The organism is Alteromonas sp. ABV4_515, assembly GCF_056160345.1.
In genome coordinates, this window is record NZ_JBSWWZ010000001.1 from 366,593 (window position 1) to 382,657 (window position 16,065).

13 protein-coding genes are annotated in these 16,065 nt (G+C 48.7%); 6 read left to right on the forward strand and 7 right to left on the reverse strand.

Features of this window, described 5'->3' with window-relative positions; all coding sequences use genetic code 11:
- The first annotated feature begins 105 nt into the window (after nt 1–105).
- Nucleotides 106–3,252 carry a hybrid sensor histidine kinase/response regulator gene (locus ACXAGX_RS01590; RefSeq protein ID WP_474836118.1) on the forward strand — a complete coding sequence of 1,049 codons (3,147 nt, stop codon included), beginning with the start codon at nt 106–108 and terminating at the stop codon, nt 3,250–3,252.
- Nucleotides 3,253–3,293: 41 nt separating this feature from the next.
- On the opposite strand, the gene ACXAGX_RS01595 is transcribed toward ACXAGX_RS01590, so the two are convergent.
- Nucleotides 3,294–3,992: a DUF2982 domain-containing protein gene (locus tag ACXAGX_RS01595; RefSeq protein WP_474836120.1), complete on the reverse strand. Its 699-nt coding sequence runs from the start codon at nt 3,990–3,992 to the stop codon at nt 3,294–3,296.
- Nucleotides 3,979–4,119 carry a hypothetical protein gene (locus ACXAGX_RS01600; RefSeq protein WP_474822385.1) on the reverse strand — a complete coding sequence of 47 codons (141 nt, stop codon included), beginning with the start codon at nt 4,117–4,119 and terminating at the stop codon, nt 3,979–3,981. The genes ACXAGX_RS01595 and ACXAGX_RS01600 overlap by 14 nt, the downstream gene beginning before the upstream one ends.
- 143 nt (nt 4,120–4,262) lie before the next feature.
- Here ACXAGX_RS01600 and ACXAGX_RS01605 point away from each other — a divergent pair, with 143 nt between their 5' ends.
- From ACXAGX_RS01605 to ACXAGX_RS01615, 3 genes are read left to right on the forward strand one after another with little or no spacing between them, the layout of a single operon-like run.
- The gene (locus ACXAGX_RS01605) at nt 4,263–5,276 is read left to right on the forward strand and encodes an aspartate carbamoyltransferase (RefSeq protein WP_070126482.1); all 1,014 of its coding nucleotides are present in this window, start codon (nt 4,263–4,265) and stop codon (nt 5,274–5,276) included.
- 5 nt (nt 5,277–5,281) lie between these two features.
- Nucleotides 5,282–6,565 carry a glutamate-1-semialdehyde 2,1-aminomutase gene (gene hemL / locus ACXAGX_RS01610; RefSeq protein WP_474836122.1) on the forward strand — a complete coding sequence of 428 codons (1,284 nt, stop codon included), beginning with the start codon at nt 5,282–5,284 and terminating at the stop codon, nt 6,563–6,565.
- 21 nt (nt 6,566–6,586) lie between these two features.
- Complete coding sequence (locus tag ACXAGX_RS01615; RefSeq protein ID WP_474822396.1) at nt 6,587–7,675, forward strand: adenylate/guanylate cyclase domain-containing protein; 1,089 nt, start codon at nt 6,587–6,589, stop codon at nt 7,673–7,675.
- Nucleotides 7,676–7,687: 12 nt separating this feature from the next.
- Here ACXAGX_RS01615 and ACXAGX_RS01620 read toward each other — a convergent pair whose 3' ends face one another.
- Both ACXAGX_RS01620 and ggt read right to left on the reverse strand, forming a co-directional pair.
- Complete coding sequence (locus tag ACXAGX_RS01620) at nt 7,688–8,614, reverse strand: Dyp-type peroxidase (protein WP_474836124.1); 927 nt, start codon at nt 8,612–8,614, stop codon at nt 7,688–7,690.
- Between the two features lie 73 nt (nt 8,615–8,687).
- Nucleotides 8,688–10,346 (reverse strand): gamma-glutamyltransferase, encoded by a 1,659-nt coding sequence (gene ggt, locus ACXAGX_RS01625; RefSeq protein WP_474836809.1) that lies wholly within the window; start codon nt 10,344–10,346, stop codon nt 8,688–8,690.
- 348 nt (nt 10,347–10,694) lie between these two features.
- Between ggt and ACXAGX_RS01630 the strand changes: the two genes are divergently transcribed.
- The gene (locus ACXAGX_RS01630; RefSeq protein ID WP_474822405.1) at nt 10,695–11,561 is read left to right on the forward strand and encodes a glycosyltransferase family 2 protein; all 867 of its coding nucleotides are present in this window, start codon (nt 10,695–10,697) and stop codon (nt 11,559–11,561) included.
- 110 nt (nt 11,562–11,671) lie between these two features.
- Here ACXAGX_RS01630 and ACXAGX_RS01635 read toward each other — a convergent pair whose 3' ends face one another.
- The 3 genes from ACXAGX_RS01635 to glnK all read right to left on the reverse strand — a co-directional run bounded on the left by ACXAGX_RS01635 (nt 11,672) and on the right by glnK (nt 15,003).
- Nucleotides 11,672–13,174, reverse strand: coding sequence for a catalase (locus ACXAGX_RS01635; protein ID WP_474836126.1), 1,503 nt, complete (start codon nt 13,172–13,174; stop codon nt 11,672–11,674).
- 215 nt (nt 13,175–13,389) lie between these two features.
- Nucleotides 13,390–14,634, reverse strand: coding sequence for an ammonium transporter (locus ACXAGX_RS01640; RefSeq protein WP_474822412.1), 1,245 nt, complete (start codon nt 14,632–14,634; stop codon nt 13,390–13,392).
- 30 nt (nt 14,635–14,664) lie between these two features.
- A complete protein-coding gene (gene glnK, locus ACXAGX_RS01645) occupies nt 14,665–15,003 on the reverse strand; it encodes a P-II family nitrogen regulator (RefSeq protein ID WP_070126601.1) in 339 nt (112 codons plus the stop codon).
- Between the two features lie 447 nt (nt 15,004–15,450).
- Here glnK and ACXAGX_RS01650 point away from each other — a divergent pair, with 447 nt between their 5' ends.
- Complete coding sequence (locus ACXAGX_RS01650) at nt 15,451–16,032, forward strand: hypothetical protein (protein ID WP_474836128.1); 582 nt, start codon at nt 15,451–15,453, stop codon at nt 16,030–16,032.
- Nucleotides 16,033–16,065 lie beyond the last annotated feature (33 nt).

Below are 16,065 nucleotides of genomic sequence, written 5' to 3' on the forward strand. Positions count from 1 at the left end.
ATTATTTAAAAAAGTGATCCTTTTTTTGTAAAGCATGCGCTTTTTTGTACAAACGCCTTGCTTGGTGGTTTAATAGGCGCATGTAACCCCAATCTGATATTAAGAATGCGCGCAGTACTGTGGTCCTGGTTTGCCGTGGTGTTTTTGTGGTCTGTGAGTTTGTCGCCTGCGCTGGCGCAATCTACGCTGCAACTCATCAATGAAGAAGTCGAAACCAAATTAACGGATAACCTTGAGTTTTATTTTGAGACGGATTCTCAACTGACCATCAGTGAAGCAATCAAACGCCGTCCAGATTTCAGGCTCTATACCGAATCGAACCCTAATTTTGGTTTTCAGTCCCGCGCGCTGTGGCTGGTCACAAAAATTAATAACACCAGCAATGCCAATGACTGGGTATTCAATATCGATTTTAGTCAGCTTGATAAAGTGGACTTTTATCTGGTCGAAGGCAATGAGATCGTAAAGCAAAGTCACCAGGGAAAGCTGCAGTCAGAGCAAATCTATCGCGTTCCTACTATGCGTGTAGAACTTCCCGTTAATACCCCCATGGAGCTGTATCTTAGAATTGAAAGCACCTCTTCGGCGTTAATTGTGCCGTTAAGCGCTGAAACGGAACAGCATCACAGTTTTGGAGCCCAACTCGACAGTTTAATGTGGGGCTTGTTTTACGGCGGCCTGATCATTCTCGCCATCTACAACTTCGTATTGTTTGTTGATGCCAAAGAATCCAGCCTAATGGCCTATGTGGGCTACATTCTGGCTGTAATGTTATGGCAGTTTGTCTGGGGCGGTCACTTACACCTGTTTGTCAGCGATGGACTGGCGCCCTGGTTCGCCTCGCACACCGAGCTAATATTCGTGATCATCGGAATGTGTTCCGGCTTTTTTACCCTGTCATTTCTGGAAACCAAGAACAACGCGCCCACGGCACACCCCGTGATCCAGTCGTTGCTGTTACTTCAATTTATTGTGGGGCTAACCTGCCTGGTAGATTTTCTTCCCCATATCTGGAAAAACAATCTGGTGTATGGCGTGGGCATGATTGCCATTTGCAGTTATATCTACGCCGGTTTTGAAGCTTTCTTTAACCATTTCAAGCCCGCTCGCTACTTTATCATTGCCTGGTCAATGTTGGCGGCAAGCGCCATTATCGGCATGCTGAGTTTGGTAGGACTGCTGCCGTCTAACGACTTTACGACTTATTGTTTTCAGGTTGGGGTATTCCTTGAAGCAGGCATGTTTTCGTTCGCGCTCATGGAAAAAAGTCGCAGCCAAATGGAATCTGAAGTGGATCAGGCCACCAATGACTTGCGTAATAACATGGAATTGATTGAAGAGCAGAACGCTCGACTGGATATTGCACGTAAAGATGCCATTAAAGCCAGTAACGTAAAATCTCAGTTCCTCGCCAACATGAGTCATGAGATCCGCACCCCGCTCAACGCCATTCTGGGGTTCAGTAAGGAATTAACCCACACGGCCCTGCCTGTGGAGCAACAAGAGCAAGTTCGCATAATCAACACAGCAGCAGACAATCTGCTCGGTATCGTCAATGATGTACTCGATTTCTCGAAAATTGAGGCCGGTAAGCTGCAAATCAATAACCAGCCGTTTTCACCGAATCAGTTACTGGAAGACATGGTGACCATGATGGCCAAATCGGCCCATGCGAAGCGTATTGAATTTGTGTTTGATCTTGCGCCGTTACCAGAAAAACTCATCGGCGATGTTTTCCGCATAAAGCAAATCTTAAACAACCTGTTGAGCAACGCGTTAAAGTTCACTTCCTCCGGCACTATTACGCTTTCGGTAAAGGGTAAATCGCTACCTCATGGTATTCACGAATTGCACTTCCGGGTTGAAGATACCGGAATCGGGATTAGCCGCCAGGACAAGAAAAAGCTGTTTAACGCGTTCTCGCAGATAGATGATGCATTGAATCGCAGTTATCAGGGAACCGGTTTGGGGTTAGTCATTTGCCGTGAGCTCATCAAACTGATGCGCGGTAAGCTAGACCTTACCAGTGTACCGGGTATTGGCAGTACCTTTGACATTACCTTGCGCGCTAATCAGCTTAGCCAGAAGTACACATTGGCTCCTAACGCAGACTGGATTGGCAAACGGGTGATAGTACTCGACCCTATTCCCGATACCCGTCGGGCGTCGGCATCGTTACTCAAACATTTGGGCGCTAATGTGACCTCGGTAGAATCTGTTGCCTGCCTGCGTGGCCTGGACATGCAGGCAGACTTACTGTTTGCAACCGTGCCGGTTTCGCGTATAGCATCCAGAAACGAATATATCTCTGAAGCCGTGGAATTTCCGGCGAAGAAGCGCATTCTCTGGTACTCCGGCCCAGAGCCGTTTAATCAGTATCCCAGCCTTGCTCAGCATTTCCATGAACAGGTTCGTATGCCGGTAACGATCACAAAACTGGAAAGTTTGCTGCATCAAAAAACCGCTAAACGTCGCAACCCGTTACAGGAAAAAACGAATTCCTTGCCGAAAGCACGCATTCTGGCCGTCGACGACATGGAAATGAACCTGAAGCTGCTGCATACCTGGCTGGACCATTCTCCTGTAAGCCTGACCACCTCGATGAGCGGACAAGACGCGGTAAACCGCTGTCACAGCACAGAATACGATCTCATTTTGATGGATGTACAAATGCCCGGCATGGATGGCTTACAAGCCTCCAGACAAATCCGTAAAACGGCACTGAACATGGGCACGCCTATCATCGCGGTTACCGCTCACGCCTTTAAAGAAGAGCAAGAGCGCTTGTTGGCATCGGGCATGGATGACTATCTGCCTAAGCCTATTGAAATGGGCGCATTGCTAGACCTCATCAAACGCTGGTGTCAGAACGTGGCACCTGCCGCCATGGCATTACCCACTCTTGATTGGCAATTGGCGGTGAAACGCACGAACCAGAACCCAGATGCTGCCCGCACCATGCTGGGCGATTTCATCATGCTGCTGCCGCCTACAACGGCTTCGCTAAAACTCATGTGGGAAAGTAAGGATTACGACGGACTAAAAGCGGAAGTACACAAGCTGCATGGTGCCTGTTGTTATACCGGTGTGCCCCGATTGCAGGAACTGGCCAACGAGCTGGAAACCGCACTTAAACTAGAACAGCATTTCCTAGTGGCAGAACACTTACCCGCGCTGTTGTCTGAATGCGATATTCTGATGACCGAAGCCCGCCGCTTCATGGAAGAAATGAGTTACTCATTTCGTAGCTAAGCTAAATGATGGCCTGGTGCATTGTCAGGCCTCTCAGATTATCAGGCTTCACCTACTGTGCGTTCTTGCCGCGCTTGCTGACATTGGCGTAAGAAAGCCGCAAACTCTGTGGGCTCTCTGTCGATATCTGAAGACGAGATAAAAACGTCATAACCGAGCAGTTCTCTAAGCTGGGTCATGCGGTTTGCCAACATAGCTTTAACCCCGGTAAAGGTTTGCGCGTCTGCGGCGGTGTAATGCTTATCATCAAACATGTTCTGATCAAAGCAGGCACCGGTTTTACAGTTATTCTCTTGATGCAGTAACAGTGGTCGCTGCTCCATCAGCAGATGGGTAGCCAGGCGCGGTGAAACCTGATTAAGAAACGCGCCATAATCTTTAATCCGAATACCTACCGCTTCCAGGTCAACATGGTCGAGCCCTTGCTGCACCCGGGGACACCCCACACGCTGTACATTGTCCCAATCTAACAGCCAATTTCCCAGTCGATGGTGATAGCGAATTTCGTCTGGCGAAATTTCGATACTGAACTGGGGTTCACGCACTTTAAACCACCCTATTAGCAGCGACACAATAGACGCGCTGGTAAGAAAAATACCGGCAAGAAATAACCATTCAGGAAACACATTAAGCCAGACTGCCGACACGCAAAGACCGACACCGCCTAGCACCAGGGCGGTAATACCGTTGCTTTTGGACGTCGCTCGAACAAAAATCGAATCAGAATCAGTTCCAGACATAGAAATACACCACGAAAACAATAATTGCCCACAACACGATCATACGCATACGCTGACATTTCACACAGTCGGTTTGCCACCAGGAGCGGGGCTTTCGGGACTGCGAATGAGGATTACGCTCTTTCATCGTTAACCTTCCTGAGTATAACAGGATCAGTTTATCTGATTGCATGAAGAAAAACTCACAATCCTAATTAGCGATCTTATCTCTACACCTAGAGCGGTTTTTGATAAACTATTCAGGTTTGTTTCATTTATTGAGAGCGCTTAATGTCACAGTTTACTGGCAATCATATTCTTTCGGTTAATCAATTCGACCGTGACGCCATCGAAAAAGTTTTCGCTGTGGCCCATTCAATGGAACCTTACGCCCGTCGTCAAAAACGAACGACCGTGCTGGATGGCGCCATTCTGGGCAATTTATTCTTCGAACCCAGCACCCGAACACGAGTGAGTTTTGGTACCGCTTTCAACCTGTTAGGCGGTGAAGTAAGAGAAACGACCGGCATGAGTAACTCAGCCCTGGCGAAAGGGGAATCGTTGTACGATACCGCGCGGGTGTTAAGTGGTTATTCCGACATTATCGCCATGCGCCATCCGCAGGCCGGTTCAGTGGCAGAATTTGCCGAAGGTAGCCGGGTACCGGTTATCAATGGTGGTGACGGCGCCAACGAGCATCCCACACAGGCGCTGCTCGACCTGTTCACCATTAAACGTGAGCTGGAATACAATGGCAAAGGCATCGATGGACTGCATATCGCCATGATTGGCGATTTACGCTATGGCCGAACCGTACACTCTTTGTCTAAGTTACTGTGTCTGTTCGACAACATTCATTTTACGCTGATTGCACCTGCTGAGCTGGCGATGCCCGATTACATTATCGATGCCATTGAAAATGCCGGTCACAAGCTCACCATCACCGACCATATCGATGGTCGCGTTGAAGCCGACATCTGCTATCAAACCCGTATTCAGGAAGAGCGTTTCCCCTCACAGGAAGAAGCCAACAAATACCGTGGCCGATTCCGCCTGAATCAAACCATTTACACCAAACACTTTCAGTCAAAAACCGTGATCATGCATCCACTTCCCCGAGACTCCCGTATGGAAGCTAACGAGCTTGATAACGATTTAAATTCCAACCCAAACCTCGCTATCTTCCGTCAAACCGATAACGGTGTGTTGGTAAGAATGGCACTTTTTGCCCTGACGCTGGGCGTTGAGGATTTGGTCGCAAAATATGAACGCGACGTGGTTTGGTACACAAATAAGAGCCAGTAATTACTATGACAACAAAATCAGAAGCCCTATTTGCCCGCGCCCAGAAAACCATTCCTGGCGGCGTGAACTCGCCGGTACGCGCATTTAAAGCCGTAGGTGGTACGCCACGGTTTATCACCAAAGCCGACGGCGCCTATATCTGGGATGCCGACGACAATCGTTACATTGATTACGTGCAGTCATGGGGGCCAATGGTATTGGGTCACAACAATGCCAAAATTCGTGAAGCGGTGGTTACCGCTGCGCAGAATGGACTGAGCTTTGGTGCGCCAACGGAAGCAGAAATCATCATGGCTGAGAAAGTCAGCCAACTGGTACCGTCTATGGAGATGGTACGCATGGTGAATTCCGGTACCGAAGCCACCATGTCAGCCATTCGTTTGGCCCGTGGTTTCACAGGCCGTAACAGACTGGTTAAGTTTGAAGGTTGCTACCATGGTCACGCCGATTCTCTGCTGGTAAAAGCCGGTTCGGGCGCGCTGACGCTTGGCGTACCAAGCTCACCTGGCGTGCCTGCTGACGTAGCACAGCACACGCTAACGGTTGAATATAACAACCTGGAAAGCGTTGAAGCTATCTTCAAAGAATACGGCGACGACATTGCTTGTATCATCGTTGAGCCGGTGGCCGGCAACATGAACTGTATTCCTCCGGTACCAGGTTTCTTAGAAGGCCTGCGTAAAATTTGTGATGACTACGGCAGCGTGCTGATTTTTGATGAAGTGATGACAGGCTTCCGCGTGGCTAAAGGTGGCGCACAGGCTCGTTATAACGTCAAACCCGACCTTACCTGCTTAGGAAAAGTCATTGGTGGTGGTATGCCAGTAGGTGCCTTTGGTGGTCGTCGCGACATCATTGAACATATCGCACCCACCGGCCCGATTTATCAAGCTGGCACCTTGTCAGGTAATCCGGTTGCGATGGCTGCAGGTTTAGCCGCACTGGACCAAATTGATAACGACGCCATGTACGAAGAAATCTTCACCCAGACCCAGGCGCTGGCCGACGGTTTCAAAGCAATTGCCGACAAACATGGCATTCCCATGAGCACCAATGTGGCCGGTAGCATGTTTGGCCTGTTCTTTACTGATATTGAGCGGGTGACCAACTATCAGCAGGCGATTAACTGTAATCAGGAACAGTTTAAAGTGTTCTACCACGGCATGCTGAAAGAAGGTGTGTATTTGGCACCAGCTTCCTACGAAGCAGGTTTTGTTTCCAGCATGCATACTGCAGATGTGGTAGCAAAAACCCTCGAAGCAGCTGACAAAGTGCTGGGTTCGCTGTAAAACCCGGATTGCGGTGACACCATGACGTTAAGTTGGTTACTCATAATTCTGCTTATCGCCCTTGGCGGTGTCGCCGTGTATTTGCTGCAACAGCAGCGTCAGGAAATCCGTTTTCTGAAGAATGAATTAGAAAACACGCATCCGCGCAACACGCCCATCAAAGACTCTCCCGATGAACGGGAAGCTAGCTATGCCGAGAAAGCCAATGAGGCCATGCTGCTAACCAAAACGTTTCAGAAGTTTGTCCCACGCCAGTTTGTTGAGCATTTTGCAAAACATGGGCCGGCCTCAACCCTGGAATTGGGTCACGCTGACGAAGACGAAGTGGCAATCCTGTTCTGCGATATACGCGGTTTCACTGGCCTTTCAGAGCGCTTAAGCCCACAGGAATTGATGAAGTTTCTGAATTCCTACTTCCTGCGTATGAACGACCCTATTCACCAGAATCGCGGCTTCATCGATAAGTTTATCGGCGATGCTATCATGGCGCTGTTCGACCATCCCGGTGGCTCGCCAAAAGATAAAGCACGGGATGCTATTCAGGCTGCCATCGACCTGCGCAAAGCGCTGATTTTATACAATTCACATCGCGACAACTGCGAGTATCTGCCTATCAACATGGGCATCGGCATTCACTTTGGCCCCGTTATTATTGGTACTGTAGGTTCAGATGACCGTATGGATACCACGGTACTTGGAGACAGTGTGAATATCGCGTTTCGACTCGAGTCGCTAACGCCGAAATACAATGCCGATATCATTGTGAGTGCGCAAACCCTGCAAACCATTGGCGCCGATTATCCGCTTAAAACACGCTTGCTCGATTGGGTGCGAGTGAAAGGGCGTCAGTCTGCCATTGAAGTGTATGAAGTGCTGGAACATCTTAGTGAAGCAGAGCAGAAAGCGCGTCTGTCAGTACAAACGCAAATCGCCGCCGGATTAGCCTGTCGAATTCGTCAGGAATGGGATGATGCGCTGGCCCACTTCATGAAAGCACAGCAAATTAATCCTGAAGATAAGCTTGCTCAGCATCATATTGACGTGTGCCTGCAATATCGCGGATTAACCTTACCGAAAGACTGGGACGGCGCCCTCAGCCTGAGCCAGTAAGCCCCCTGCAACTTACTCGAGGCTTTGTTTCGCGTGTTCGCGGATGAAGGTGACAGAAGGAGCAAAAAACGCCGCCCCATTTTCTGCACTGGTGTAATCCAGCCAGCGATCATAGTCGCCATCGCCTGTCCCAAATACCTGGCTATGCAACATGGCTTTAAATGGCTGTGCACTGGCACCGCAGCTAACGAAAAACAGCCCCTGTGTGCTCAGGTCGCCGTACGGCATACCTTGTTTAATTAACCCCGGTAAATCATCGTCAGCGAACTTCACACTTGCTCTAATGCAGTGCGACATAGGATTTTGCTCTTGACTGACAAGGTTATGTTCGCGAGTGAGCCCCATCACCTGCTCTTGCTGTCTCATAGACAAACTTTCCCAGCGCCGCAAATCGTGGCGATAACGCTGAACGTGCACGTAACTTCCCGCAACAAATTCGTTTTGCTCATCGTTAATCAACCCCACTTTTCGCCGCTGCATGCCTCGCGGGTTATCGGGGGCATAAATATAGCCATTGAGATCCCGGCCATCGAGATAGCGGAAGCCGCGGACTTGCTCTACCAGCTCGACATGCAGCCGCAACAGCTCCATGACCTCCATGCCTACGGCATGACAGATATCGAGACGGTCGGCACGAATTTGAATGAAAAGATCGCAGGGTGTCGCTGGCGCGGTTCTGTCTTCACACTGCATATCAGGAAACGGCGCCAGCTCGGTAGGAATAAAGCCGGGGTACACCTCTGTCCAGAAATTAGCACCAATGGCGACCATCCCCGTCAGCATGGCCTCGTAGTGCTCATTTTCGTAGTAATCAAAAATATCCAAAACCCGGGCGAGTTTGCCTCTAACCGTTTCCGCATCGTCATCCACGACATTTAGCAGCAAATACTGCGCATGCAGGTTTGGTTCAGCACACACCCCTTTTTGAGGTTGACTCATTTTATTCTTCCATTCGCCCGCTGGTTATTGAATTTATGGTGTTTTCCGCCGGACCTATAGGTATTAGTTTGGCTCAATAACCCGCGGCTTGTCCATCTTTTCGGCTTTCTGAGGCACCAAAGTAAACTTTTCGCTTATTATCCCACATAATCGCCTGGTATCCGCCATAAACTCCCACCGCAGGTTGCAGTGTATGGCCCCGTTCCAGCAACTCGCGTTTTACCTGTGCGCTCACGCCAGATTCTAAATGAACGAAACCGCCGTCGGTCATCAGTGCGCCTGTAGGGCTGCTCGAACCAGAGTGCAAAATACGAGGCGCGTCACCCGCTTCCTGCAAGTTCATACCGAAATCGATGAGATCTACGATGATTTGCGCGTGCATCTGCGGTTGCGTGCCACCGCCCATTACGCCAAAGCTTAACCAGGGATTGCCGTTCTTAGTAACAAAAGCCGGAATGATGGTATGGAACGGACGCTTTGCTGGCTGATATTCATTGGCGTGGCCTTCTTCCAGCGTGAACAACTCCCCTCTGTTCTGCAAAATAAAACCGAGATCGGTGGGCGTCATACCCGAGCCCATGCCGCGGTAGTTACTCTGAATAAGAGAAACCATATTGCCGCTTTTGTCTGCCACAGTGAGGTAGATGGTGTCGCCGTCGTACAATCCGGCATCATAGCGCTTCGCCGCGGTATCATTTTTGATAAGGGCTTTGCGCTGTTCAGCATAGTTTTTAGAGATTAACCAATCTACCGGCACGCTGGCGAAGTGCATATCGGCGTAAAATTTAGCGCGGTCTTCGAAAGCCAGTTTTTTCGCCTCGACAAAAGTATGGATGTAATCAGCAGAACCAAATCCCATACTCGCAATATCGTACTGTTCAAGAATATTGAGGATTTGTAGTGCAGCAATGCCTTGTCCGTTGGGCGGCAATTCCCAAACATCATAGCCGCGATAATTGGTCGATACAGGTTCGACCCATTCTGACGTATGCGCAGCCAAATCTTCGTAACTCAGATAACCGCCCTGCGCTTTCATGTACGCATCGATAACGCGGGCAATATCTCCTTTGTAGAACGCATCACGTCCGCCCGTTGCGATTTTTTCGTAAGTCGCAGCAAGACGAGGGTTTTTAAAGGTATCACCTTTCTGTGGAAGCTTTCCGTCTGGCAGGAAAGTCTCGGCAAAACCGGGATATTGTCCGATTCGTTTGTTATTCATGTCCCAGTAGTAAGCAATGAGTTCGCTCACGGGAAAGCCTTGCTTGGCGTATTCGATAGCCGGCGTCAAAATAGATGACATGGGCAGTGAGCCGAAACGGCTATGAAGCTCGAACCAGCCGTCAACTGCACCAGGCACCGATACAGGCAGCGGCCCGAATGACGGGATTTTACTTAACCCTCTATCGAGGAAGATATCTTTGGTGAGAGACTGCGGAGAACGTCCTGAAGCGTTAAGCCCGTAAAGCTTTTTTGTTTCTGCATCCCAGACAATGGCGAACAGGTCGCCGCCAATACCACTTCCGGTGGGTTCGACTAAACCTAACATGGCATTCGCAGCTATTGCCGCGTCGATCGCATTGCCGCCTTGCTTTAACACGTCTAACCCGACCTGGGTTGCCATCGGTTGGCTAGTGGCCACCATACCGTGCTGCGCAATAACTTCTGAGCGGCTGGCAAACATTTTTCCGGTTACCCTGTCGTAAGCACTAACAGAGTAACTCACACTTGTCATAAAACATGCCGCACAGAACAGTTTGACTGCCTGCTTGATGGTTGCTCTGTTATTGTTCAATTATCCTCTCCATAGTGCACTGTGCCTGTAATATTTACCGACTTTAAAGGCTTTTATGGTGTATTACAAAGCTTGCATCGATTCGCCCTTTACAGTGTTCAAAAGAATAATTATCGACAAGTCGCATAGTTACCATTTGAACTATACTAAAGTTGAAAGATGGAACTAAGTTTGCAGTGTTCTTTTCGATCAATTGACTGTTTTGCTCAAATGACTCACCACTAGCCGTATCTGTGGATCACTATTAAACCCGTCCTTTAGGACATGAACCGACAGAGAGACGACGCCATGAGCACTGAATTTAGTATTGTTACTATTGTAAAGCGACGTACCCAGCAGTTGTCTAACCTGATTAGCAGTATCGAGCGCTCCACTGTTCAACCAAAAGAAATGGTGATTGTGTGGATGGCGCCCCCCAGTGATGAATCGCTGCTGAGTAGCGAGCAATTCCCTATTGTGCACCGTTTTGCAGCAAGCGAAGAGCTTCCCATTCCCAAAGCCCGTAATCGCGGCTTTGACACCTGCAAAACCGATAAATTTATTTACCTGGATGTAGACTGCATTTGTCCAGAGACCCTACTTGGCGATCTGACCAAATCCCTTGGCGTTGGCAAAGTGGTCACCGCTAACGTCAGTCAGCTTGAACAGAAAGTAGATAACATTGATGAACGCTACCTGCAATCACTGGTTGCCCCGAATGTGACCGCACCTGAGAAAGTACCGTTTATTAATTTCGATACCAACATCTTCGGCATCACCCGTATCGATTACGAGCGCGTAGGCGGCTTCGACCTCGATTACCACGGTTTTGGTATAGGTGACCTCGATTTTGCTGCGCGTTGCAGTAAAGCGGGCCTTTATCTGCTGAATACCGGCAAACAGGTGTTTAAGCAGTTCCATGCTCACTACAACCCGCCGGTTAATCACCTTTGCGATATCGTTGCGAACGCTGAAGTATTCAAACAGAAATGGGGCGCTTACCCGACCTGCGATATGTTTTCCCAATTTGCTGAGTTAGGTTTGATTAACCAGGATTACGAGCAGGAAGGTATGCGCGTAATGCGTTTAGTGACGGACGAAGAGCTTGCGAAATATCTGGTTAAAGAGTCAGATGAAGACGCAACGCAAGCTGTTGATTTAGCGCAAACCGCCTAGGTGTTTGCGCACAGACTAGCTGCATAACCGTTTAATACATTTAGCAGCGAGTTTAAACAACCAAGCCCGGCTTTTCAGCCGGGCTTTTTACTGTATTAGCTTATCAGCAATTAGTTGTCTTCTAACGGTGTCTCATCGGTTACTGGCACGGCATTTACGTCAGAATCAAGTGCTTCATTGGCTTTTCTCACACCGGCGGCGTAATCAGGATGTACCTTTTCCAACACTGCATACCAACGCTCTTTCACGCTATCGGAACAAGGTCCCATCGCGGCAGCATAGTTGTTGTATAAGCGTTGCTTTTGTTCGTCCGAGAACATTTCGTATAACGCGCGCGGTTGCACATAATCAATATCGGCGTCTTCCTGAAAATAGCGGTCTGCGTCACCATCAATACGCAATGGCGGTTCAGGATTTTCAACCTGTGCTACCGGACCATTGTGCTGATTCGGTTCATAATAGGCATCTGGATTATCAAAATCATTCGTGAAGAAGCGCATAGCACCATCCTTGTGATAATGATTCACCTTGGCGTTCTTAGCCGCGTTAGCTGGCAATGCTTCGTAGTGCGTACCCAGGCGATAGCGATGGGCATCGGCATAGGAAAAGACCCTTGCCTGCAGCATTTTATCCGGGCTAAAACCAATACCAGGTACCACATTAGACGGGCTATAAGCCGCGTTTTCAATCATCTGGAAATAGTTCTCAGGCACCGTGTGCATTTCCAACTCACCCACTTCGATTAACGGGAAGTCTTTATGTGGCCACACTTTGGTTAAATCAAAAGGATTGTAAGCCTGGTTGCCCGCTTCTTCTTCTGGCATTACCTGAATATAAAGCGTCCATTTTGGATACTTACCTTCTTCCACCGCATTGATCAGATCTTCCTGATACGACTCACGGGTTTTACCAATCAGCTTTTCAGATTCTTCATTGGTATAGTGCTCGTGGCCCTGCTGTGTTTTAAAGTGGAACTTCACCCAAAAACGTTCGCCCTCTGCGTTCCACATGCTGAAGGTATGAGAACCATAACCATTCATATACATGGGGTTTTTAGGGATACCCCGGTCAGACATCAAAATGGTTACCTGATGCACACACTCTGGCTGCGCCGCCCAGAAATCGAACATGGCTTCGGGACTACGTAAGTTGGTTTTAGGGTGGCGCTTTTGTGTACGAATAAAATCAGGGAATTTGTAACCGTCGCGGATAAAGAATACTGGCGTATTATTCCCTACCATATCCCAGTTTCCGTCTTCAGTATAAAACTTCAAACTAAACCCACGCACATCACGCTCGGTGTCAGCAGCACCAGACTCTCCGGCCACCGTGGACCAACGGCTTAGTACTTCGGTCTTCTTACCGATCTCGTTGAATACTTTTGCACAGGTATATTTGCTGATGTCGTGAGTCACGGTGAATGTGCCTTGCAGACCCCAGCCTTTGGCGTGCACCGTGCGCTCAGGAATACGCTCCCTATTTTGGTGCGCCAGCTTTTCGATAAGCTGATAGTCGGTTAACAGTGCCGGGCCACGGGCCCCTGCTGTACGGGTTGTTTGATTCGATTCGACCGGTGCACCGGCGCTTGTAGTAAGAGTTGGTTTCTTGCTCACATTGGTCTCCAGAGTGTCACTGTTGTGGTGTTTACTTTTACGTTTACTTTAGTACAACAATGGGCAGAAAACCGACCAATCGAATTTAGTGATTTATGCAGTAAGTTTTTTTGATTAGAAAGAAAAAACCCCGCGGGTAGCGGGGTTATAAGTTTGGTGAGTCAGACATTATAGTTGTATTTTAAATTGCCTGATCAAGTCTCCTGGAGTCTGTATTAACGACCAGAAGTGAAGTCTGGATAAGCTTCCAGGCCACATTCTGCAACGTCAACACCTTCAAACTCTTCTTCTTCAGATACTCGAATACCCATGATTGCTTTGAGTACTACCCAAACGATCAGGCTGGTAACGAATACCCATACAAAGATGGTTAATGCACCTAACAGCTGGCCACCAAAAGTAGAACCATCGTTAGTAACAGGAACCAGTAACAGACCTAACAGACCAACAACACCGTGAACAGAGATAGCGCCCACAGGATCATCGATTTTCAGTTTATCAAGGAACAGGATAGATACTACAACCAGCAGACCACCCAGCGCACCGAACAGTGTCGCTTGCAGCGGAGTAGGTGTAGAAGGTTCTGCAGTGATAGCAACCAGACCAGCCAGCGCACCGTTCAGTACCATAGTCAGGTCTGCTTTACCGAACATGATGCGAGCCAGCAGCAGAGCAGCAATAGCACCACCAGCGGCAGCAGCGTTAGTGTTCATGAATACAACTGCAACTGCGTTTGCGCTTTCTACAGTAGCAGTAGCCAGTACTGAACCGCCGTTGAAACCGAACCAGCCCATCCACAGGATGAATGTACCTAATGTTGCCAGTGGCAGGTTTGCACCTGGGATAGCGTTAACTTTGCCATCTGCAGTGTATTTACCTTTACGAGCACCAAGAACCAGTACGCCAGCAAGCGCAGCAGCAGCACCAGCCATGTGAACGATACCAGAACCTGCAAAGTCAGAGAAACCTTCATCACCCAGCGTGTACATACCGAATACGGCTTCGCCACCCCAAGTCCAAGCACCTTCCATTGGGTAGATGAAACCAGTCATCACAACCGCAAAAGTAAGGAAAGCCCACAGTTTCATACGCTCAGCAACCGCACCAGATACGATAGACATAGCAGTCGCTACAAATACTACCTGGAAGAAGAAGTCAGCAGATGGCGCGTAAGTGGCTGCATCTTCAGCAACGCCAGTTGCACCGTCACCAACAATACCAGAAAGGAATAAAGTGAAGTCACCACCACCGTACATGATGCTGTAACCGCAAATCATGTACATGGTACAGGCAATCGCGTAAAGCGCGACGTTTTTGGTCAGGATTTCAGTTGTATTTTTCGCTCGTACCAGACCCGCTTCCAGCATTGCAAAGCCCGCAGCCATCCACATGACCAACGCACCGCAAATCAGGAAATAGAAGGTATCTAATGCATACCCAAGTTCGAATGTGATTTCCATTGTGTTCTCCGCAATTTCTCTTTTTGTTTTTTACAGCGCGTCTGCGTCAGTTTCGCCGGTACGAATACGTACTGCATGTTCAAGGTCGTAGACAAATACTTTACCGTCACCAATTTTGCCAGTTTTCGCTGCACCGGTGATGGCTTCTACCAGACGCTCAACCTGATCAGCTGCAACTGCAACTTCCAGTTTTACTTTTGGTAAGAAATCCACTTGATATTCAGCACCGCGGTACAGTTCAGTGTGTCCTTTCTGACGTCCAAAACCTTTCACTTCGGTAACGGTCAGGCCGTCGATTCCGATCTCTGAAATGGCTTCACGAACATCATCCAGCTTGAACGGCTTGATGATAGCTGTGACTAGTTTCATGTGTTGCTCCCAGATAATGGTTGTTTGTGTTCGCTTAAAGCGGGTTTTCACAATCTAAGACAAGTCCTATGCCATAAATTTTAATCCAACAGAATCATATGTTTATGCAAATCGATGAATAAAAAATGTGAATTTTTTGCACCACATGTGATCACTAGACACCGATAGCACCAATTTGGTGCGAAGGTAAAAACTGTTAGGAAATGGTATTGTAAATGACGGAACTTCAAGCAGTTATTCAGGTCTTTGATGCGTATGGAAATAATGGAAAGCCCTTTCTTTGCGCCTCAGAGGCCACATATTGAGACGCCTCACAGCAAAAAGCGACGAGGGGTATTTGTTGCATCTGTGGTAATACACGCTGTACTGATTGTGATTCTCGCAACCGCTGAAAGGAACAGGACTATTCCAGCCCCCGAACTGCCTCCTCCAATTAACGCAAGATTAGTGTTCAAAGCACCGAGACCGGCAGTCACTAGCGAAGAAAATTTGCCGCAGCCCGCCATTGCGTCACCGCCGGCGACACAGCCTGTTGAAGAACCTTTACCTCAAATCGAGAGAGTCGACATTGAGCCCGTTGAGCCCGTGCCTGCTGAAAAGGTGAGTCAGGAGCCGGTTCAAAACCCCACATCGATAACGAAGGAGGCCACACCTTCTGCACCGGCCCCAGTAGTATCAGAAAAGGGAAGTCGCCCTGCGACCTCATTAACATCACGAAGTGCACTGGATGCTTTTTTTAGCCAACAGCAAGCGCAAGCTCGGCAACGAGACGCTGAAATGGCATCGAAAGAATATAGAAAGCAGAAGACATCGCCTGATATTGTCGACCCCCGCAAAGATAAACTTGAAGAAGAAGTGAACGCTCCACCTACGGTTAACGTAAATTGTTCCGATACAACAACGAATGTGCTTGCCACTATCGCCACCTTTACCGGCGGGCGTGTCGCTTGTTCCAATAGAAGCAACGGCTTCGATAAGTTTATCGATAAACACCTGAACAAAGGTGTAAAAGACGACGAGAACCGCTAGCCCACATATTGCGCACAACCATAACTGTGGTTA